Source organism: Pseudomonas sp. FBCC-B545, from assembly GCF_059134095.1.
Map to the genome: position 1 here is coordinate 4,050,420 of NZ_CP101441.1, position 20,538 is coordinate 4,070,957.

The 20,538-nt window shown below is 59.6% G+C and carries 17 protein-coding genes and 1 pseudogene; 9 read left to right on the plus strand and 9 right to left on the minus strand.

The window, feature by feature from the left end:
* Nucleotides 1–254: 254 nt before the first annotated feature.
* Nucleotides 255–4,907: pseudogene (locus NMB39_RS18545) on the plus strand (RHS repeat-associated core domain-containing protein).
* Nucleotides 4,904–5,233 (plus strand): hypothetical protein, encoded by a 330-nt coding sequence (locus NMB39_RS18550; RefSeq protein WP_494340280.1) that lies wholly within the window; start codon nt 4,904–4,906, stop codon nt 5,231–5,233. Before NMB39_RS18545 ends, NMB39_RS18550 begins: the two are co-directional and overlap by 4 nt.
* 80 nt (nt 5,234–5,313) lie before the next feature.
* On the opposite strand, the gene hemB is transcribed toward NMB39_RS18550, so the two are convergent.
* The 3 genes from hemB to NMB39_RS18565 all read right to left on the minus strand — a co-directional run bounded on the left by hemB (nt 5,314) and on the right by NMB39_RS18565 (nt 7,950).
* Nucleotides 5,314–6,288, minus strand: coding sequence for a porphobilinogen synthase (gene hemB / locus NMB39_RS18555; RefSeq protein WP_057024194.1), 975 nt, complete (start codon nt 6,286–6,288; stop codon nt 5,314–5,316).
* A gap of 117 nt (nt 6,289–6,405) precedes the next feature.
* Nucleotides 6,406–7,248, minus strand: a complete 843-nt coding sequence (locus NMB39_RS18560; protein ID WP_494340279.1) for a PhzF family phenazine biosynthesis protein — start codon at nt 7,246–7,248, stop codon at nt 6,406–6,408.
* 3 nt (nt 7,249–7,251) lie between these two features.
* Nucleotides 7,252–7,950 (minus strand): glutathione S-transferase N-terminal domain-containing protein, encoded by a 699-nt coding sequence (locus NMB39_RS18565; RefSeq protein WP_306957572.1) that lies wholly within the window; start codon nt 7,948–7,950, stop codon nt 7,252–7,254.
* Nucleotides 7,951–8,201: 251 nt separating this feature from the next.
* Here NMB39_RS18565 and NMB39_RS18570 point away from each other — a divergent pair, with 251 nt between their 5' ends.
* Nucleotides 8,202–8,903, plus strand: coding sequence for a hypothetical protein (locus NMB39_RS18570; protein WP_046071969.1), 702 nt, complete (start codon nt 8,202–8,204; stop codon nt 8,901–8,903).
* A 58-nt stretch (nt 8,904–8,961) separates the two neighbouring features.
* Entirely contained in the window at nt 8,962–10,017 is a 1,056-nt protein-coding gene (locus NMB39_RS18575) for a permease (RefSeq protein WP_494340278.1), read from the plus strand.
* A gap of 540 nt (nt 10,018–10,557) precedes the next feature.
* On the opposite strand, the gene mnmH is transcribed toward NMB39_RS18575, so the two are convergent.
* The 4 genes from mnmH to NMB39_RS18595 form a co-directional block, all read right to left on the minus strand.
* Nucleotides 10,558–11,661, minus strand: a complete 1,104-nt coding sequence (gene mnmH / locus NMB39_RS18580) for a tRNA 2-selenouridine(34) synthase MnmH (protein ID WP_494340277.1) — start codon at nt 11,659–11,661, stop codon at nt 10,558–10,560.
* The gene (gene selD / locus NMB39_RS18585) at nt 11,661–12,695 is read right to left on the minus strand and encodes a selenide, water dikinase SelD (protein ID WP_494340276.1); all 1,035 of its coding nucleotides are present in this window, start codon (nt 12,693–12,695) and stop codon (nt 11,661–11,663) included. Before selD ends, mnmH begins: the two co-directional genes overlap by 1 nt.
* Before the next feature lie 93 nt (nt 12,696–12,788).
* Nucleotides 12,789–13,538 carry a TerC family protein gene (locus NMB39_RS18590; RefSeq protein WP_034119028.1) on the minus strand — a complete coding sequence of 250 codons (750 nt, stop codon included), beginning with the start codon at nt 13,536–13,538 and terminating at the stop codon, nt 12,789–12,791.
* Nucleotides 13,539–13,569: 31 nt separating this feature from the next.
* The gene (locus NMB39_RS18595; RefSeq protein ID WP_057024201.1) at nt 13,570–13,821 is read right to left on the minus strand and encodes a hypothetical protein; all 252 of its coding nucleotides are present in this window, start codon (nt 13,819–13,821) and stop codon (nt 13,570–13,572) included.
* 134 nt (nt 13,822–13,955) lie between these two features.
* Here NMB39_RS18595 and nhaR point away from each other — a divergent pair, with 134 nt between their 5' ends.
* Entirely contained in the window at nt 13,956–14,858 is a 903-nt protein-coding gene (nhaR, locus tag NMB39_RS18600; RefSeq protein WP_046071964.1) for a transcriptional activator NhaR, read from the plus strand.
* Between the two features lie 4 nt (nt 14,859–14,862).
* On the opposite strand, the gene NMB39_RS18605 is transcribed toward nhaR, so the two are convergent.
* Nucleotides 14,863–16,020 carry an MFS transporter gene (locus tag NMB39_RS18605; RefSeq protein ID WP_057024202.1) on the minus strand — a complete coding sequence of 386 codons (1,158 nt, stop codon included), beginning with the start codon at nt 16,018–16,020 and terminating at the stop codon, nt 14,863–14,865.
* Nucleotides 16,021–16,261: 241 nt separating this feature from the next.
* Here NMB39_RS18605 and sstT point away from each other — a divergent pair, with 241 nt between their 5' ends.
* Complete coding sequence (gene sstT, locus NMB39_RS18610) at nt 16,262–17,482, plus strand: serine/threonine transporter SstT (protein ID WP_043051751.1); 1,221 nt, start codon at nt 16,262–16,264, stop codon at nt 17,480–17,482.
* Between the two features lie 65 nt (nt 17,483–17,547).
* On the opposite strand, the gene NMB39_RS18615 is transcribed toward sstT, so the two are convergent.
* Nucleotides 17,548–18,057 carry a DUF1993 domain-containing protein gene (locus NMB39_RS18615; protein ID WP_046071961.1) on the minus strand — a complete coding sequence of 170 codons (510 nt, stop codon included), beginning with the start codon at nt 18,055–18,057 and terminating at the stop codon, nt 17,548–17,550.
* 115 nt (nt 18,058–18,172) lie between these two features.
* On the opposite strand from NMB39_RS18615, the gene NMB39_RS18620 reads away from it, so the two are divergent.
* From NMB39_RS18620 to NMB39_RS18630, 3 genes are all read left to right on the plus strand, one after another.
* The gene (locus NMB39_RS18620) at nt 18,173–18,826 is read left to right on the plus strand and encodes a YceH family protein (protein WP_494340275.1); all 654 of its coding nucleotides are present in this window, start codon (nt 18,173–18,175) and stop codon (nt 18,824–18,826) included.
* 541 nt (nt 18,827–19,367) lie between these two features.
* Complete coding sequence (locus tag NMB39_RS18625; RefSeq protein WP_198730987.1) at nt 19,368–19,676, plus strand: transposase; 309 nt, start codon at nt 19,368–19,370, stop codon at nt 19,674–19,676.
* Between the two features lie 8 nt (nt 19,677–19,684).
* Nucleotides 19,685–20,515: an IS3 family transposase gene (locus NMB39_RS18630; RefSeq protein WP_494340570.1), complete on the plus strand. Its 831-nt coding sequence runs from the start codon at nt 19,685–19,687 to the stop codon at nt 20,513–20,515.
* Nucleotides 20,516–20,538: the final 23 nt, after the last annotated feature.

A 20,538-nucleotide genomic window follows, 5' to 3' on the forward strand; every position in this document is an offset into this window, starting at 1 on the left:
CGGGCCGGACAGTGCAGATATCGACAGGTAAGTCTAACCGGGGTTCGTCGGTGTGCAGAACCGGCTGCCTGGTCGTAGCTGAAACATCCCACATAACTGCCGGATAAGCTCTACTCCCCTGCCCCGGGGAACCGCTGCAAAGTCCCTCGCCTGATTGAACAGTGCGAGGGATTGCAGATGGCTTTTTTCGTTAGAGCCCCGGTTGTCGGGGCTGTTGCTTGAACCCGGCCATCGGCAGGCTGGCCCTGACCCCGATGGATGTGCAGACGCCCAACGCTGAGGGGGTTCTGCGCGATTTTCGCGATTGCCTGAATACGTTTGACGCCTGGGCCGAGAGTTTCTGGAGCTTCTCGGCGCTGGATGTGGAGCAGGTGTTCAAGGTCGGGGATGAAGTGGCGCTCGTTGCACCGATCAACCGTTCCCTGCTTCCCAGCAGCACCGTCGCCACATGCCCGGCCAGCGGGACGTTGACCCTGGTGCATATGTTCCAGAGCACCCGGTTCGTACCTGTCGGCAACACGCCGGTGATGTTGCAACGCGTTGATCCAAACGGCGGCGCACTGGGCGACCCCATCCACAAGACCATCGGCCCGAGCGGCATTCTCGAGATCACCGAGTGTGATCGCAACCAGCAATATCGGGTCAGTTTTTACCCCAACGTTTCCCGCGATCACGTCAAGGCGCTGTATGCGTCTTATCAGTCAGTCATCGGCGGGCTGGAAGTGCGTCTGCGTGAAACGTGGGACAGCAGGTTCCAGGCGCAGTGGAAGGGCTACACGGACGCGACACCGCTTGACCGACGTCAGTTGCTGGAAACGGCGTTTCTCAGTGGTATGGGCAAGGCGCTTTACAGCCTGTGGGACAACGTTACCCAGCTGTACGACCTGTTGGCCGATCTCAAGCCCAACAGCGAGAAGCTGCTGCAATACCTGTCTCAAGCGCAATTGGATGAGCTGTTGACGCTGGGTACAGACGCGATTGCCCAGGGCCTGCTGGTGCTCAGTGATGAGCCACTGTTGTTTATCTACGTGGCGGCGATGGTCAGCTGGATGCGCATGTTGCCGCCGCCGGACATGAGTGAGCTGTGGGGCGAAATCACCGGTGAGGTACTGATCGGGTTGCTGCTGATTCGCGTCTTGGGGGCGATGGGCGTGGCGGCGCGGTTGGGGGCTCAGGTGCTCAGCCCTATCAGGTCCGGGCGAGCGCGGGCGTTGTTGGAGATGCTGGCCAAGCAGCTTGTGGGGCCGGGTTTGGGGCCGCATGTGGAGGCGGCTAAGCCGTTGTTGCTGAGCAGTGCGGCGACGCCGGTCAAGGTGGTGCCGGCTGTACCGTTGAAGGCTGGCGAGCAGTTGGTTGCGAATCCGGTGCCGGCGGTACGCAGCAAGACCCGGCAGACGGTGCTGGTGCGGCAGGAGGCTGTGGATGATGCGCCGGCCATGGCGTCGAATCCGAAGGGTGATGCGACGGCACCTGCGGACAAGACGGTTACTAACGGCTGCCCGGTGTCGATGGTCACCGGGGAAGAGTTGCTGACCCTCACCGATGGCACGCTGGATGGGATCTTGCCGTTTGAGTGGACGCGGCTTTATCGCACCAGTGCGGTGGAAGTGGATTGTGGGTTGGGGTTTGGCTGGAGTCATGCGCTGGCGCATCGGCTTGCTGTGTCGGACGGCTCGGTGGTGTGGACGGACCATGAAAACCGCCGTACGCAGTTTCCGTTGCCCACCGACTCTCGACCCGCGATCACCAATAGCCTGGCCGAAGCGGCGATCTACCTGGGCTCGGTTCCCGATGAACTGGTGCTGGCCCAGGCGTCACGGTTTTATCACTTTCGTGACGGGGTGCTGACGGCGATCAGCGATGCGTATGACAACCGCCTGCGCATTGTGCGTGATCGTTCCGGGCGGATTGAGCGGTTGGATAACGGTGGTGGCCGTTCGCTGTTGCTGCGCTATGAGCTGGATCGCATCGTCGCGGTGGACTACCAGGTTCATCGAGCAAAAGACCGTAAGCCCTACGTCTGGGAGACCGAGCAGAACGTTGTTTCCTACGCCTATGACGAAGACGGACGACTGGTTTGCGCGACCAATGCCGTAGGGGAAAGCGAGCGTTATCGGTACGACGAGCAGCACGTCATTGTCGAGCGGCAGTTGGCCGGTGGGGCGAGTTTCTTTTGGGCGTGGGAAGGCTCCGGCAAGGCGGCACGCTGCGTCCGGCATTGGGCGAGTTTTTCGCAGATGGACACGCGGTATGCCTGGGCGGATGACGGCCGTGTCACCGTGCATAACGCTGATGGTAGCCAGGAAGTGTATGTCCACGATCAGCGTGCACGCCTGGTGCAGCGCATCGATCCGGACGGCGCCCAGCATTTCAAATCCTACGATGACAAGGGTCGACTGACCGTCGAGCAAGATCCGCTGGGCGCGGTGACGGCCTATCAGTACGACGAAGCCGGACGCTTGGTAGCGTCGTTTCCGGGAGATGACGAGCCGACGTCCTACGAGCATGACAATGGTTTCGTACGGGTTGTCAGGCGTGGCGAGGCGGTCTGGAAATATGAGCGTAATGACCAGGGCGATGTTACGCGCAGAACTGATCCTGACGGGCAGGTCACGGACTATAGCTACAACAAACGCGGACAGTTAACCGGAGTTTGGTACCCCGATCACAGTTGTCATCGGCTGGTGTGGAACGAGCGTGGACAGTTGCTTGAGGAGCAATTGCCCAATGGCGGGATCAAGCGTTATCGCTATGACGATTTAGGGCGGCAGGTTGCCCGTGAGGATGAATACGGGGCGCTGACCCGTTACGAATGGGACGCCGTAGGACGTCTGCTGAAACTGACCCAGCCCGGCGGCGCTTGACGGGAATTGAGCTACAACCCCTACGGCAAAATCATCGCCGAGCGCGATGAACTCGGCCACGTCACCCGCTACGAATACGAAGGCGGCCTACACCTGATCAGCCGCCGCCTCAACGCCGACGGCACCCAGGTCAAGTATCGCTACGACAACGTTCGCTTACTGCTCACCGAAATCGAAAACGAAGTCGGCGAAACCTACCAGCTCACCTATCACCCCAACGGCCTGCTCCAGCAGGAAACCGGCTTCGACGGCCAGCGCACCGCCTACGCCTACGACCTCAACGGCAACCTGCAGGAAAAGACCGAATACGGCGACGACGGCAGTCAGCTCATTACCCGCTACGAGCGCGACCACGCCGGGCGTCTTGTCCGAAAAGCTCTGCCCGATGGCAGCGTGGTCGATTATGCCTACGACCGCCAAGGCAACCTCCTCAGCGTCGAAGACGGCCACTGGGCCCTGGCCTACGAATACGACCAGCAAAACCGCCTCGTCGCCGAGCACCAAGGCTGGGGCACCTTGCGCTACGGCTACGACGCCTGCGGCCAGCTACAAAACCTGCGCCTGCCGGACAATAACCGCCTCACCTTCAACCACGACAAAGGCGGTCACCTCGCCACCGTCGAGCTCAACGGCGAAGTGCTCACCTCACACCTCTTCCGTGCCGGTCGTGAACACCAACGCCAACAAGGCCAGCTGCTCAGCCACTACCACTACGACGACCAGCACCGCCTGCACGCCCACGCCATCACCCAACACCAAAACCACCGCTACCAGCGCCAATACGACTACGACAAATCCGGCAACCTCACCCGCCTGCTCGACACCCGCAAAGGCGAACACCGCTACCACTACGACCCCCTCGCCCGCCTGACCCGCGCCGACCATTCGCAGGACGTCCAGGAACGCTTCGCCCACAACCCGGCCGGCAACCTGCTCATGCAAGACCGCCCAGGGCCGGACATCGTCGCGGCGAATCGCCTGGTGATCCAGGGCGACCGCCACTACGACTACGACGCCTTCGGCAACCTGATCCGCGAACGACGCGGCAAGGGTCATCAGCTCGTCACTGAATATCGCTACGACTGCCAGCACCGGCTGATCAGCGTGACGAAGCCCAACGGCGAAACCGCCAGTTACCGCTATGACCCGTTTGGGCGGCGCATCAGCAAGACCGTAGATGGCAAGACCACCGAGTTTTTCTGGCAAGGCGACAAGCTGATTGCCGAGCACCATGCGGATTGTCATCGCAGCTACATCTACGAACCGAACAGCTTTCGTCCACTGGCGCTACTGGAAGGCTTCGGGCCACAAGCCACAACGCCCTACCACTACCAACTCGACCACCTCGGCACACCGCAGGAACTCACCACGCACGAAGGCGAAATCGTCTGGTCCGCCCACTACCGCGCCTACGGCCAGATCGCCCGACTCGACGTAGGCAAGATCGACAATCCACTGCGTTTCCAAGGGCAGTATTTCGATCAGGAAAGCGGGCTGCACTACAACCGCCATCGCTACTACAATCCGGATATTGGTCGCTACCTGACGCCGGATCCGGTGAAGTTGGCCGGTGGGATCAATGGGTACCAGTACGTGCCCAATCCTACTGGCTGGATTGATCCACTTGGCCTGAGTAGATGCCCTGGTGAATGCGGTCCCGCTGAAGGCGTCGAAGATCCTACAACCAGTGCAAAAACCAAAGACAGCCAGCCGACGCTGCCTGCTCCTGAGGAAATTCAGTGGACCGCTCATGGTTATAAGCACAGCCCGTCTAAGAAAATGCCTTGGAAAGATATTTTGGCAACAACAAAGTCCGGCCCGGCAAAGTACAAACCGAGTATAAATATTGAAAATCTGGAAAGAGAAGCCTATAAAAATGGCAGAGCGACTACTAATGGAAAACCTTGGAAAGTGATGGAGTACTCTGAGAGCATTGGGGCCAGCGAAGGAGCATCCAGTCGCTGGATACGCATAGAATTGAGTGCAAAAACCATTCACGGCCACCCTATTTCAGAAAGAGAATTTCGGAGGTTAACTAAATGATCTCGTTAGATTTCCTGAAAGGCAAAATCACTTACGATGAGCTATCGATACTGCAGAATTCCGGGATTGAGCACCAAGCCCACAACCTAAAGGAGGACATGCTTCAGGTTGAATATCCAGACGGCTTTCTTATTGATGTAGGTTGGTATCCTTCATTCGATGCAAAAGGGCATTTTCAAATAAAGGTTATTAAAGACTATGAATGGGACTGTCCCACTTTAAAACTTACCGCACAATCAATTAGTACACTAAGCGAGCTGCTGCTGCTCGCTCAAGAATCGATTAATACAGAACTTCAAAAAACCACCACTTCGTTGATCGCTTGATAGCGTCTAACGAAGTGTATCTGCGCAAGCTCGCCCCTGTGAAAAGCAAACCCACTCACCACAGGGGATAAACGGCGCCGTTAGATCCCCGCCAACGCCAAGTCCATAGCGAAGTAAGTAAAAATCAAATCCGCCCCCGCCCGCTTGATCGACCCCAAGGTCTCGCGCACCACCCGGTCCTCATCAATCGCCCCGGCCTGTGCGCCAAATTTTATCATCGCGTACTCACCGCTCACCTGATACGCCGCCACTGGCAGGCGTGAAGCCTCGCGGATGTCGCGGATGATGTCGAGGTAGGCGCCGGCTGGCTTGACCATCAGTGCGTCGGCGCCTTCCTGTTCGTCGAGCAGCGATTCGCGCACGGCTTCGCGGCGGTTCATCGGGTTCATCTGGTAGCTCTTGCGGTCCCCCTTGAGCGCGCTGCCACCGGCTTCGCGGAATGGGCCGTAGAGGGCCGAGGCGAATTTGGTGGAGTAGGCCATGATCGGGATATGAGTGAAACCGGCTTCATCCAGGGCGCGACGGATGGCCTGGACCTGGCCGTCCATGGCGGCCGATGGGGCAATCACATCAGCACCGGCACGGGCAGCGGCCACGGCTTGTTTGCCGAGGTTGACAAGGGTCGCGTCATTGTCCACATGAGCGCCGTGCATCACGCCGCAGTGGCCATGGTCGGTGTATTCGCAGAAGCAGGTGTCGGACATCACGATCATTTCCGGCACCGCGTCCTTGATGATCGAGGACATCCGCGAAACCAGGCCCTGTTCTTTCCAGGTGTCGCTGCCGCTGGCGTCCAGATGGTGGGACACGCCGAAGGTCATCACCGACTTGATGCCGGCACGGGCGTAACGCTCGATCTCGCCGGCCAGTTTCTTCTCAGGGATACGCAGCACACCCGGCATGCTGGTGATCGGCACGAAGTCGTCGATTTCTTCTTCGACGAAAATCGGCAACACCAAATCGTTAAGGGTGAATTCGCTTTCCTGGAACAAGCCACGCAGCTCCGGGGAACGGCGCAGGCGGCGTGGGCGGGCTTGGGGGAACTGACTGGTCATGGCTTTCCTGAAAAAATGGCTGAAATCTTTGGGGCCAAAGCTTATGCCCCCAAGTCCCGGCAACACAAATGCCAAGGGACCAATAGTGTATTGCCAGGCACGTAACAATTCATTGATCTAGAGCTGTAGTCGCCCTTCGATGCACACTGCCACGGCGCCACCTACCCAGACTTCATCACCCTGGCGCTCGATGTGAATACGCCCCGCCCGCCCCATGGCCGTGCCTTGGCTGACCACGTAGCGGTTGGGCGCCAGGCCCTCGGCCAGCAGCCATTGCGCCACACCGGCATTCAGGCTGCCAGTGGCCGGGTCTTCAGGGGCGCCGTCGCCGGCGACAAAGGCACGCACTTCAAAGTGTGCGTCTATTGCGTCACGTGCCGGGTCACAGGGGGCGATCACCCCCACGGCCAGCCCCTGCAATTGTGAATAATCCGGCTGCAGGCCCAGCACCGCATCACGATCATCCAACATCACCGCCAGCCAACCGGCACCATTGTCGACCCACTGGCTGCGCACAATGGCCTCGGGCGCCAGGCCCAAGGCCAGGCGCACACGCTCCAGCAACGGCGCATCCAATGGCCCGGCACGCAACAACGGCGGCGCGATAAATGCCAGCTCGTTACCTTGGCGGCGGATACGCACCAAGCCGATTTCACATTCCTGGATGATTTCATCCCCATGCGGCACGCCGCCGGCTTGCAGCCACGCGTGGCAACTGCCCAACGTGGGATGCCCGGCGAATGGCAGCTCCTTGAGGGTGGTGAAGATTCTTACCCGGTAATCGGCCCGCGGATCGCGAGGCGTCAGTAAAAACGTGGTTTCGCTGAGGTTGGTCCAATTGGCGAAGTCGGCCATTTGCTTGTCGGTAAGGCTGTCGGCGCCGAGCACCACGGCCAGCGGGTTGCCCTTGAGAGGCACTTCGCTGAAGACGTCCAGTTGTTTGAAATCGAAAGTCGGCATGCGTCAGCTCGGAATGTTCAGGCCACGGATCACCGCTGGACGTGCGACGAAGCCGTCCAACGCGCGCAGTACGTTAGGGAAATCAGCGATGCCCACCAGGTCGCCGGACTCATAAAAGCCGATCAGGTTGCGGATCCAGGGGAAGGTGGCGATGTCGGCGATGCTGTAGTCGTCACCCATGATCCAGGTGCGGCCCAACAGGCGTTTTTCCAATACTTGCAGCAAGCGCCGGGATTCGGCGGCGTAACGGTCCCGCGGGCGCTTGTCTTCATAAGCCTTGCCGGCGAACTTGTTGAAGAAGCCTAGCTGGCCAAACATCGGGCCGATCCCGGCCATCTGGAACATCAGCCATTGCAGGGTTTCATAACGGGTGGCCGGGTCTTCGGAGAGCAACTGGCTGGTTTTTTCCGCCAGGTAGATCAGGATCGCGCCGGACTCGAACAACGCCAGCGGCTGCCCACCCGGGCCATTGGGGTCAATGATCGCGGGGATCTTGTTGTTGGGGTTCAGGGACAGGAACTCGGGGGACAGCTGGTCATGGGTGTCGAAACTGACCTTGTGCGTCTCATAGGGCAGGCCCAGTTCTTCGAGCATGATCGACACCTTGACGCCGTTGGGCGTGGGTAACGAATACAGCTGCAAACGTTCCGGATGCTGGGCGGGCCATTTACTGTTGATCGGGAAAGCGGCAAGTGCATTCATTGAAGAATCCCTGGACGGAAAAGCCTCATGATAGTCATCCCCCCGTTGTCGTGCATGGGTCATCGTTGCGCAACATTCCCCGGTTAGTATCCCGAGTGGCGAACCAAAGCGCCTGAATGCACTCTTAAGTGCGCCCGAAGGGTGAATGGAGGCACCTTGCTATATCGACAGGGAACACCGCAGGACGCTCGAAGCGTCGCTGGGGCCGGGCTTGTCCGCCTTAATCCGACGCATGAAGACTCGAACCTATAATGAAGATCAAGCCTCTGCGCCTCGTGCAACGACTCAAACGTTATTCATACATGATGTTACCGCTGCTACTGGTCAGCGCGGCCATCGTCACCGTCCTCGATGCCCGTGAAAGCCGTGCGCAACCCGTGGACGGCGTGCAAACCCTGGTATTCCTGCGCCACGGCGAAAAACCGGCCGGCGGTCTGGGCCAGCTCAATTGCCAGGGCCTGAACCGCGCCATGAACCTGGCCACGGTGCTGCCGGAAAAATTCGGCAAGGCCAACTACGTGTTTGCGGCCAACCCGACGCGCAATGTCGAGGAAGGCGAGCTGGATAATTCCTACAGCTACATTCGTCCGCTGATGACCATCAGCCCCAGCGCCATCAAGCTCGGCCTGCCGGTGAATATCAAGTTTTCGGCAAATGACACCAGCGCCCTCGCCGACGAACTGGTTGAAGACAAGTATCACAACGCGACGATCTACACCGCCTGGTCCCACGGCTACCTGCCGGAACTGATCAACAAGGTCGCCAGCGAAGCCGTCGGCGAAAAGCACACCATCACCGAAGACTGGTCCGGCAATGACTATGACTCGCTCTACGTCCTGACACTGACCTGGCACAACGGTAAGGCCTCGCTGCTCAGCCGCAACTATAAGCAGGGGTTGAACAACGGCGAGGAAAGCTGTCCGGATCCGACCCAGGTCAGTGCAGATATCTGAAGCTTGGGCCGCAGGGGCGTATGATGCCCGGCTATTGACTCACCTGCGGATTCTCTCCATGTCCAACCTCGCTTCCACCCAGCCCCGCCGGGGCTGGTCGTTCTGGTGGAAACCAGCGCTGTTTCTCCTGGTGGCCTGCATCGGCCTCTACTACGTGAAATGGTCGCCCTACTACCTCAAGGCGTTTGTAGCAGCCGACAACCACAGCATCGGTGCCTCGATTCTCAATGACCAGCAAAGCTCGCCCCTGGCGGCGGCGCTGGCCTATGCCCAGGTGTATTTCCTGGCGATCTGGAAAGCCGCGGTGCTGGCAGTGATCCTCGGTTCGTTGCTGCAGGTGCTGATCCCTCGCGATTGGCTGCTGCGCCTGTTCGGTCGTGCCGGCCTGGGCTCGACCCTGCGCGGCGGGCTGTTCGCCCTGCCGGGGATGATGTGCAGTTGCTGCGCGGCTCCGGTCGCGGCAGGCATGCGGCGCCAGCAAGTGTCGGTCGGCGCGGCGCTGGCATTCTGGATTGCCAACCCGGTGTTGAACCCGGCCACCCTGGTGTTCATGGGCTTCGTATTGGGCTGGGACTTCACTGCGCTGCGGCTGGTGGCGGGGGTTGTGCTGGTGGTGGGAGTGTCCCTGGTGGCGCAACGTATTGCGCGCCCGGAGCAGGTACCGGAGGCGGCACTGGAAGCCGTCGCCGAAGTCAGTACCGTGGAATCGCAACCGTTCCTGGTGCGCTGGCTGCGCACCCTATGGCAGTTGTTCTGGAGCACCATCCCGGTGTACATCCTGGCGGTGCTGATCCTCGGCGCGGCACGGGTGTGGCTGTTCCCCCACGTGGACGGGGCGATGACCGACAGCCTGGTATGGCTGGTGCCGCTGGCGATTGTCGGCACACTGTTCGTGATTCCTACGGCGGCAGAGATTCCCATCGTACAAACCATGATGACCCTGGGCATGGGCACCGGCCCGGCCGTGGCCTTGCTGATGACCCTGCCAAGCGTGAGCCTGCCGTCGCTGTTGATGCTGCGCAAGGATTTCGATGCGCGGGTGCTGGTGACGGTGGCCGGGTTGACCATGCTGGTGGGGGTGTTGTGCGGGTTGATTGGGGCGGTGATTCTTTAGGGATGCGCTAAGGCTGAGGGCCCTGTTGGGGCATGGGTATCTACACAACTCTGACGTAGCGACCGTCAGTAACCACGATGCGAAGCGAGCCGCTTTTGATCTTGATCTTGATCTGCTTCTGATCTTGATCTTAGGCGCCCCGTTAAACCACGCTGGCCGGAATTCGACAGGGATTTGGGGGGTAAACCGGCAGGGATGCCGGTTTAGCCGCCCCGCGCCATGGATGGCGCGTGGCGGCGGCCCCCCAAATCAATGTCGGATTACGGGCACACCGAGCCTGGGCGAGGTGCCGAGTGGTGGGGCAAGAGCGTTTGGTTACTTTGCGCTTTTCAAAGTGACCCGCTGTAAAAGCGGAACCAATAGTGGCCGTTGCCCAAATAACGGATATGTACTCGGTCTGATCCAACATTCTGGTCGGCTGTCAGGCCGCCATCGGGGGCAAGTCGAATCGTCGCACCGCCCCTCCCACATTTTGACCGTGTTCACCAATCAACATGTGGGAGCGGGCTTGCTCGCGAAGAGGCCCTTGAAATTCACTTATCAACCTCGTCGTACGCTGCGCTCACGCAAATACTCCACCACTGCTGCCTGCTCGCCGACGAACTCGATCCGTGCGCCTTTCTTTTCACGCTGGAACGCGTACATCGGGTCGTAGTATTCGCGCAGCAATCCTTCAATCCACACCCGGTGCAGATCCACGGCGCCAGTTCGCGCCTGCTCCGCCAGAGCGTCCTGCAAGACGGCCTGTAACCGTTGGAAACGCTCACCGCCCAGACGCTTGTGGATATTGGCCAGGCTCTGGGTCAGGCGCTCGGCGAATAACGCCTGGCCGGTTTCACCAAACATCTCGATGAACTCGGCGCAAAGGTTCACCACGTAATCACCCAGGATGCGCTCGACGCGGCCCTCGACGCTGTCTTCCAGCCACACCATCGAAAATGTCTGCATGCTCTTGTGCAACGGCAAGGGCAAGGCGCAACTGCCGATCATGCGGCTCTCATCCTCGACCACAAACTGCTCGATGCCGCGTGCACGTTTCTTCAACAAGTCCACCGCCAGGCGGTTCTCAAAGTCGATATTCGACGGTTGCGACGTGGCGCGCTTGCCGAAGCTGGAACCACGATGATTGGCATGGCCTTCCAGGTCCAGGGCGTTGCGCAGTTGGCCAAGCACTTCGGTTTTGCCAGTGCCGGTCATGCCGCCAAGCAGCACGAAATCACACTGGCTGGTCGCCTGCTCCAGGGTCTCCAGCAGAAAAGCACGCATGGCCTTGTAGCCACCACCCACGCGGGGATAGTCAATGCCTGCTTCGGTTTTCAACCATTGCTGCACGATCTGCGAACGCAGCCCGCCACGGAAGCAGTACAGGTAGCCGCCGGGATTAGCCTGGGCAAAGTGCGCCCACTGCTCGATGCGCTTGGCCTTAGTCGCCCCGGACACCAGCTCATGCCCCAATACAATCGCCGCTTGCTGGCCCTGCTGCTTGTAACAGGTGCCGACCCGCTGACGCTCATCATCGTTCATCAGCGGCAGGTTAAGCACCCCTGGGAAGGCACCCTTGTTGAACTCGACCGGTGCGCGGGTATCCATCATCGGCCGGTCGTTGAGGAAGATGTCGCGGTAATCGGTGATGTCAGCCGCCATCAAACCACCTCTACCGCGTTGCTCTGTCGCTCAAACAATTCGCCGATAGGCTCAAGGGCCAGGCCGAGCTCGGCGGCCACCGCGTGGAACTCGGCGTCGCCTTCTGGAGTGACAGCGATCAGCAGGCCACCGCTGGTCTGCGGGTCGCACAGCACGCGCTTGTGCAACTCCTGCACACGGCCGAGCTTGCTGGCGTAGCTGTCGAAGTTGCGCAAGGTACCACCGGGTACGCAGCCTTGGTCCAGGTAGTACTCAACCCCAGGCAAGCGTGGGACCTTTGCATATTCAATGCGGGCCGTCAGGCCGCTGCCGTCGGCCATTTCCACCAAGTGACCAAGCAGGCCGAAACCGGTGACATCGGTCATGGCCATCACACCCGCCAACTTGCCAAAGCGGCTGCCGGGTTTGTTGAGGGTGCACATCCAGTCACGGGCCAGGCCGATATCGGCCTCGCGCAACTTGCCCTTCTTTTCGGCGGTGGTGAGGATGCCGATGCCCAAGGGTTTGGTCAGGTACAGGCGGCAGCCGGCAGTGGCGGTGTCGTTACGCTTCATATGGCGTTTTTGCACGATGCCGGTCACGGCCAGGCCGAAGATCGGTTCCGGCGCATCGATCGAATGCCCACCCGCCAATGGAATGCCCGCAGCGTCGCATACAGCACGACCACCACGGATTACTTCGCGGGCAATCTCCGGCGCCAGCACATTGACCGGCCAGCCGAGAATGGCGATGGCCATCAAGGGGTCGCCGCCCATGGCGTAGATGTCGCTGACGGCATTGGTGGCGGCGATGCGGCCGAAGTCGAAGGGGTCGTCGACGATCGGCATGAAAAAATCGGTGGTGGATACCACGCCGCGCTCGTCGTCGATGGCGTATACCGCCGCATCATCGCGTGAGGCGTTGCCCACCCAGAGGTTGGGATCGAGGTTTTGTGCGCCGCTACCGGCCAGAATCACTTCCAACACCTGGGGCGAGATCTTGCAACCGCAACCCGCACCATGGCTGTACTGCGTAAGTCGAATCTGATCGCTCATGGAAAACCTCTTACTATCGTGTAGGAGAATTCTACCAGATAGCCAAAAGCCAACCGCGCTCTAATGAACGCGGCTGGCTTTTGAGGTCAAGCGTTACTGCCGGGCAGCAAGCAATCGTGCGTGCCGGTTACGCCGGGCGATGTTCAGGCATTCGATCGCCGCCGAGAACGCCATGGCCGCATACACGTAGCCTTTAGGTACATGGGCGCCGAAGCCTTCAGCGATCAGCGTCATACCGATCATGATCAGGAAGCCCAGGGCGAGCATCACCACCGTCGGGTTGTTATTGATGAACTTGGCCAAAGGTTCGGCCGCCACCAGCATCACAATCACCGAGACCACCACGGCGATGATCATGATCGGCAAGTGCTCGGTCATCCCCACGGCGGTGATGATGCTGTCGATGGAGAACACCAGGTCGAGCATCAGGATCTGGCCTATGGCCGCGGCAAAGCCGATGGTCACACCGTTGCTGACGGTGGCCTTCTCTTCGGGTTCCGGGTCCATGCTGTGATGGATCTCGGTGGTTGCCTTCCAGACCAGGAACAGGCCACCGGCGATCAGGATCATGTCTTTCCACGAAAACGCTTGGCCGAACACTTCGAATACCGGCGCCGTCAGTTGCACGATGAAGGCGATGGTGCTCAACAGGCCCAGGCGCAGGATCAACGCCATGCTGATACCGATGCGTCGCGCCTTGGCCCGATGCTTCTCGGGCAATTTGTTGGTGAGGATCGAGATGAAGATCAGGTTATCGATGCCCAGCACGATTTCCATGACGATCAAGGTGGCCAGGGCCACCCAGGCGGTGGGGCTGGCGGCCAGTTGTAAAAGGTAATCCATAGGTCAGTCCTGACGTGGTGGTGCTGGGAAATTAGGTTTCTTGGGTGTGGGATTCAGCGTTGTTTTCGGCGTCTTTTTCCTGCTTCTCAGGACTGATCAAGCCCTGGGTCGCTTCGCTCAATGCCTGTTCGGCGGCCTTCTGGGTGTCGTCGATGGCCTGCTTGGCCGATTCGGTGGCTTTGCCCAACACCTGTTGCGCGCTTTTCTCGACCTGATCACAGCCACTGATCATTACCAATGAAAGCGCAAGCAACGACGCCGCGCCCAGGGAATTGAGTTTCATGATGTATTCCTCGTTAGAACCATTAGGGCCTAATGGTGGCCCCGCGATAGCGAGGCATTCTATGCAGGCAAACAGTTCAGGAAAATTCGTATTTTTCTCGCGTATACTTCGATTTTTGCGAAGTGTAGACCGTCATGCTCAATTATCGACAGCTGCATTACTTCTGGGTGGTAGCCAAGACCGGCAGCATCGTGCGCGCCTGTGAGCAGTTGAACCTTACGCCCCAGACCATCAGCGGGCAGATCAGCCTGCTGGAACACACCTTCGGCATTGCGCTGTTCCAGCGTGTAGGGCGCCAGCTTGAGCTGACCGAAGCCGGGCGCCAGGCCCTGCCCTACGCCGAGCAGATGTTCCAGACCGGCAATGAACTGGAGGCGATGCTGCGAGCCCAGCCCGATGAACAACAGATTCCGTTCCGGGTCGGGGTGGCGGATGTGGTACCCAAGTCCATTGTCTACCGGTTGATCGCACCGACCATGGAACTGAGCGAACCGATCCGCATCACCTGCCGTGAAGATAAACTCGAACGTTTATTGGCCGACCTGGCGATCCAGCGCCTGGACCTGGTGATTTCCGACAGCCCCATGCCCACGCATCTGGACATCAAGGGCTACAGCCAGAAGCTGGGGGAATGCGGTATCAGTTTTTTCGCCACCCAGGCGTTGGCTGACCAATATGGCGGTGATTTCCCACAGTGTTTACAGGGCGCACCGCTATTGATTCCGGGGGCGGAAACGGTGGTGCGCAGCCGCTTGCAGCGCTGGTTTGCCGAGCAGCAGGTTCAGCCCCGCATCATCGGCGAGTTCGACGACAGTGCGCTGATGCAGGCGTTCGGACAATCCGGCAGTGGGATCTTTATTGCCCCCAGCGTGATCGCCGACGAAGTGGTACGCCAATACGGCGTGGCCCTGATCGGTCAGACCGATGCGGTGACCGAGTCGTTCTATGCAATTTCGGTGGAGCGCAAGGTCAAGCACCCTGGCATCGTGGCAATTACCGAAGGTGCCCGAAGGGAGTTGTTTACCGCCCTGCCCTGATCCATCAGGCGCTGGGGGCGACCGATTGCTTGGCCGTCATCAGCCACATCGCCAGCAGGATCGATACCAGGATGAAGCCCGAAGCGGCAAACCCCAGGCTGCCCAGGCCCAAGGTATCGATGACATGCCCACCGACCATCGCGCCCAGACCGATGCCGAGGTTGGCGCCGGCGATATTCAGCGATGCGGCAAACGCCGGCGCATGGGGCGCGGCCTTCATCAACCGCACATGGCTGACCAGGAACATCGCCGCCTGGGTTACGCCCCACACCGCCATCGCTGCCGCCAGGCCTATAGTCGAATGAATCGCCGGCACCACTGCCACCATGCCCGCGATCATGAACCCGCAGAACACCATGGATGCGATCAACGGGTGACGATCCACGGCGCGCCCGCCCAGAGAGTTGCCGATCAGCCCGACTGCGCCAAAGCCCATCAGGCACCAACCCACCAGCGTACCGTCGAACCCGGCCAGGCGCTCAAGGATATCCGCCAGGTAGGTGTAAGCGGTGAACATGCCGCTGAACACCAGGATCGATAACAGGATATGCCCCTGCATCACCGGGCTGCGCAGGATCTTGAATTGTGAGCGCAAGGTGACCTGCTCGTTCTTTGCCCGGGTAACCGGCAAGTAGATAAACAGCAGCAACGCTTTGGCCAGGGCAATCACCGCGAGCACGGCGAACGCACTGCGCCAGCCGAACATATCGGAAATCAGCGTACCCACCGGAATGCCGAACACCGTGGCGCAGACGATGCCGAAGCCGATTTTTTCAATCGCACGCCCGGCGAACTCCGGGCCGACGATATCTACCGCCGTTTCGCTGGCCAAGGCCCAGAACACCGGCAGCCCCAAGGCAGGAATCAAACGGGCCAGGGACATTATCCAGATATTGGGCGCCAATGCCGCCACGGTATTGGCCACCGCGAACATGATCAGGATGCTGATAAACAAGCGCTTGCGCTGGAATCGTGCGCAGTACGCGGTCAGAAAGGGACCGAACGCCGCCACGGTAAATGCAAACAGCGTCACCAGCAGCCCAGCCTGGGACACACTGACATTCAGGTCCCGGGCAATCGACGGCAACAGGCCGACGATGACAAATTCTGTGGTCAGCACGGTAAAACCGGCAGCCGACAGCAGCAGGATAGGGAACAACATGGAAACTCCAGAAACGACGACATCAACGACAGCCCTGGGGGCCCGCTGACGGAGAGGAAAGATGAGAGGGGTGAATATTAACAGGATATGTCCGGGTTTGGCCAAGCTCGACGGGCGCGGGTGACGGAATGCCGCAGCGAACAAGACGTTTCGTACAGCATGTTAGACTTCGCGCCTACTTCCTACAGTACTTTCTGCTTGCAATGCTGTACCCAACTAAAAAAACTAGAGACAACTCTTTATGACTGCTGCCCCTTCCCTGTTGCAACGTCTAATGCGCGTCAGCCTGGTCACCCAAATCGTCATCGGCCTGATCGCCGGGATCGTGCTGGCCTTGTTATTACCCGAGGCTGCCCGCGCCACCGGCTTTATCGGCAAGGTGTTTGTCACTGCACTGAAGGCGGTCGCGCCGATCCTGGTGTTTGTGCTGGTAATGGCCTCGATCGCCAACCATAAACACGGCCAGGAAACCCATATCCGCCCGATCCTGTTTCTGTATCTGCTCGGCACCTTTGCCGCCGCCGTGGTTGCAGTGGTGGCCAGCACCCTGTTCCCCTCCTCCCTGGTCCTCGCCACCCATGACGCCACAGTGAGCGCTCCCGGCGGCATTGGCGAAGTGTTGCAAAGCCTGCTGCTCAGCGTGGTGGATAACCCGATCAGCGCGCTGATGAACGCCAACTTCATCGGCATCCTGGCCTGGGCCATCGGCATGGGCATCGCCATTCGCCATGCCGGCGAAACCACCCGTACGGTATTGGACGACCTGTCCAACGGCGTGACCCTGATCGTGCGTGTGGTGATCCGCTTCGCCCCGCTGGGCATCTTTGGCCTGGTGGCCTCGACCCTGGCCACTTCCGGCTTTGGCGCCCTGCTCGGCTACGCCCACCTGCTGGTGGTGCTGATCGGCTGCATGCTATTCGTGGCGCTGGTGATCAACCCTGCCATCGTGTTCTGGAAGCTACGCCGCAACCCTTACCCGCTGGTGCTGATGTGCCTGCGTGAAAGCGGCATCACCGCATTTTTTACCCGCAGTTCGGCGGCGAACATTCCGGTCAACCTGGCGCTGAGCAAACGCCTGGGCCTGCATGAAGACACCTACTCGGTATCAATCCCACTCGGCGCCACCATCAATATGGCCGGTGCCGCGATCACCATCACCGTACTGACCCTGGCGGCCGTGCACACCCTCGGGATTGCCGTGGACCTGCCGACCGCCGTACTGCTCAGCGTGGTTGCCGCGGTGTGTGCATGTGGTGCGTCTGGGGTGGCGGGTGGTTCGCTGCTACTCATCCCGCTGGCGTGCAGCCTGTTCGGCATTCCAAGTGAAATCGCCATGCAGGTAGTGGCCGTCGGTTTCATCATCGGTGTGCTGCAGGATTCGGCGGAAACTGCGCTTAACTCCTCGACCGATGTGCTGTTTACTGCGGCGGCGTGTTTGGGCAAGGAAGAACAGCCGGCTTAAACAGCAGACATGAAAAAGCCCGGGACGGTTCATGGATGAACGCTCCCGGGCTTTTTTGTGGCGGCTTAAAAAGCGCCCATGTAATCGCGCTTGCCCACTTCCACACCGTTATGACGCAGCAAGGCGTAAGCGGTGGTGACGTGGAAGAAGAACTGCGGCAGGCCGTAGGTCAACAGGTAGGACTGGCCGCTGAAGCGTTTCTCCTTTGGAGTACCAGGGCGGGTGACGATCTCGATACCTTCCTTGCCATCGATCTGCTCGGGTTTGATGGTGTCGACGAACGCCAGGACCTTGGCGATCAGCGCTTGCAGGTCGGCGAAGGTGACTTCGCTGTCTTCATATTTGGGTACTTCGATCTCGGCCAGGCGGGCGGAAACGCCTTTGGCAAAGTCGACGGCGATTTGCACCTGGCGCACCAGTTGGAACATGTCAGGGAACAGACGGGCTTGCAGCAAGGCGTTCGGCTCGATGTTCCTGGCGGTGGCGTGGGCTTCGGCCTTGGTCAACACACCGCTCAGGGCGGTGAGCATTTGCTTGAAGACTGGGATAGAAGCGGCGTACAGGGAAATAGTCATGGCTGTCTCTGGTAATGGCAGGGTTGGAACCAGCGGCGATTATAGCCATGCCCGGCGCTTGTCTTTTATTTTTTGAGGATTACGCTGGTGACCTTCACTGCATAGGGAAAGCGCGATGACCGCCGAGCACGACACCGACACCCCTGAGCCGCGCCTGAACAGCACGGAAATCCGCGTCCTGGGCTGCCTGATCGAAAAACAGGCAACCAACCCGGAAACCTACCCACTGACCCTCAACGCCCTGGTGCTGGCCTGCAACCAGAAGACCAGCCGCGAACCGGTGATGAACCTCAGCCAAGGTCAGGTCGGCCAGAGCCTGCGTGCGCTGGAAGGCCAAGGCTTTACCCGCCTGGTGATGGGCAGCCGCGCCGACCGCTGGGAACACCGTGTGGACAAGGCCCTGGAACTGGTGCCGGCCCAGGTGATCTTGACCGGGCTGTTGTTCCTGCGCGGGCCGCAGACAGTCAATGAGCTGCTGACCCGCAGCGGGCGCATGCATGATTTCGAGGATGCCGAGCAGGTCGTGCATCAACTCGAACGCCTGATAGCGCGGGGGTTGGCGTTGCTGGTGCCGCGTCAGGCGGGGCAGCGGGAAGACCGATATACCCATGCGTTGGGAGACCCGGCGGATATCGAGGCGATACTCACGGCGCGGGGTGCTCCGGTGGAGCGTGGGCCTGGCAGCTCAGTCTCCTTGGAACGTATCGAAGAACTGGAAGCCCGGATTGCAGCATTGGAAGAACGCCTGGCACAGCTGGAACAGGCCTGACACAGTAAAAAATGTGGGAGGGGTGGTGCGACGATTCGACTTGCTCGCGATGAGCATGGGTATCTACACAACTCTGACGTAGCGACCGTCAATAACCACGATGCGCAGCGAGCCGCTCTTGATCTTGATCTGCTGTTGATCTTAGGCGCCCCGTTAAACCACGCTGGCCGGAATTCGACAGGGATTTGGGGGGTAAACCGGCAGGGATGCCGGTTTAGCCGCCCCGCGCCATGGATGGCGCGTGGCGGCGGCCCCCCAAATCCATGGCGGATTACGGGCACACCGAGCCTGGGCGAGGTGCCGAGTGGTGGGGCGAGGACCTTTTGCTTACTTTTGGCTGGGCCGGCATTCCGGTCCTTCCAAAAGTGAGCCGCTGTAAGAGCGGAACCCTAAGTGGCCGTTACCGCAGCAATGGATATGTACTCGGTCTGATCCAACATCCTGGTCGGCCCTGAGACCGCCATCGGGGAGCAAGCTGAACTGGCCTAATGATCCCGGACACCTCTTAAGGGCGATATGATTCGCCCAATCAGGAGGTTCCATGCAAGAACGAAAGACCTATACCCGCGAGTTCAAGCAACGTGCTGCAAGCATGGTTCTTGATGATAACTGCTCAGTTCCCGACGTATGTGCATCGATGGAAGTTGGCCCTACGGCTCTGCGCCGCTGGGTTGATCAGGTTCGTAAAGAACGTCTGAAAGGGCAGCCAGTGGCCGGTACCAAGGCAATCAGCGAAGAACAGCGAGAGCTGCAGCAGCTGCGAGCCAAGATCAAGCGCCTGGAGACCGAGGCTGAAATCTTAAAAAAGGCTACGGCTCTCTTGATGTCGGATCCCGATCGTTTTTCCTGATCGAGGAGCTGAGAGAGTCGAGCTCATATCCGACCCGCCTGCTTTGTAGTGCGCTTGGTGTTTCCCGCAGCGCGTTTTATGAGTGGCTTAAGCGTCGCTCAGCGCCGAATACCAAGCGTGACGCGCTCAGAGCAAAAGTCGTGCAACTGCATGACGAAAGCCGGGGAAGTGCAGGCGCGCGGATGATCTCTCAGCACTTAAAGGCCCAGCAGATCAAAGTGGGACGGCATCTGGCCGGAAAACTCATGGCGGAGGCAAATCTGGCCAGCAGGCAGCGCCGCCGCCATCAATATCGCTCTAGAGGCGTCGAAGCATTTGTGGCCAAGAACCTGCTCGAGCGTAATTTCGAGCCAACCGCAATCAATCAGGTCTGGTGCGGCGACGTTACCAGCCTGATGGTTGGTAAACGCTGGTATCACTTGGCAGCGGTCATTGATTTGTTCGCCCGCCGAATCGTTGGCTGGGCGTTTTCTCTGATCAATGACGCCGACCTGGTTAGCAAGGCGCTGAGAATGGCGGTGGAGGTTCGAGGCAAACATGCAGGCTTGATGTTTCATTCGGATCAAGGCTGCCAATACACCAGCCAGCGCTTTCAGTCAGAGCTGCTGGAGCATGAGATAACGCAAAGCATGAGCCGCAGAGGGCAGTGCTGGGACAACGCACCAACAGAACGTTTCTTCGGGACGCTCAAATCAGAGTGGGTGCCCACCAAGGGCTACACGACAGTTGAAGAAGCGAGGCAGGATATGACCAGCTTCTTCATGCGGTATAACCGAATCAGGCTCCACAGCCACAACAACTACCTGTCGCCAATAGCCATGGAGCAGCAGGCGGCTTGATCACCGTAATCGGTGTCCGGAAA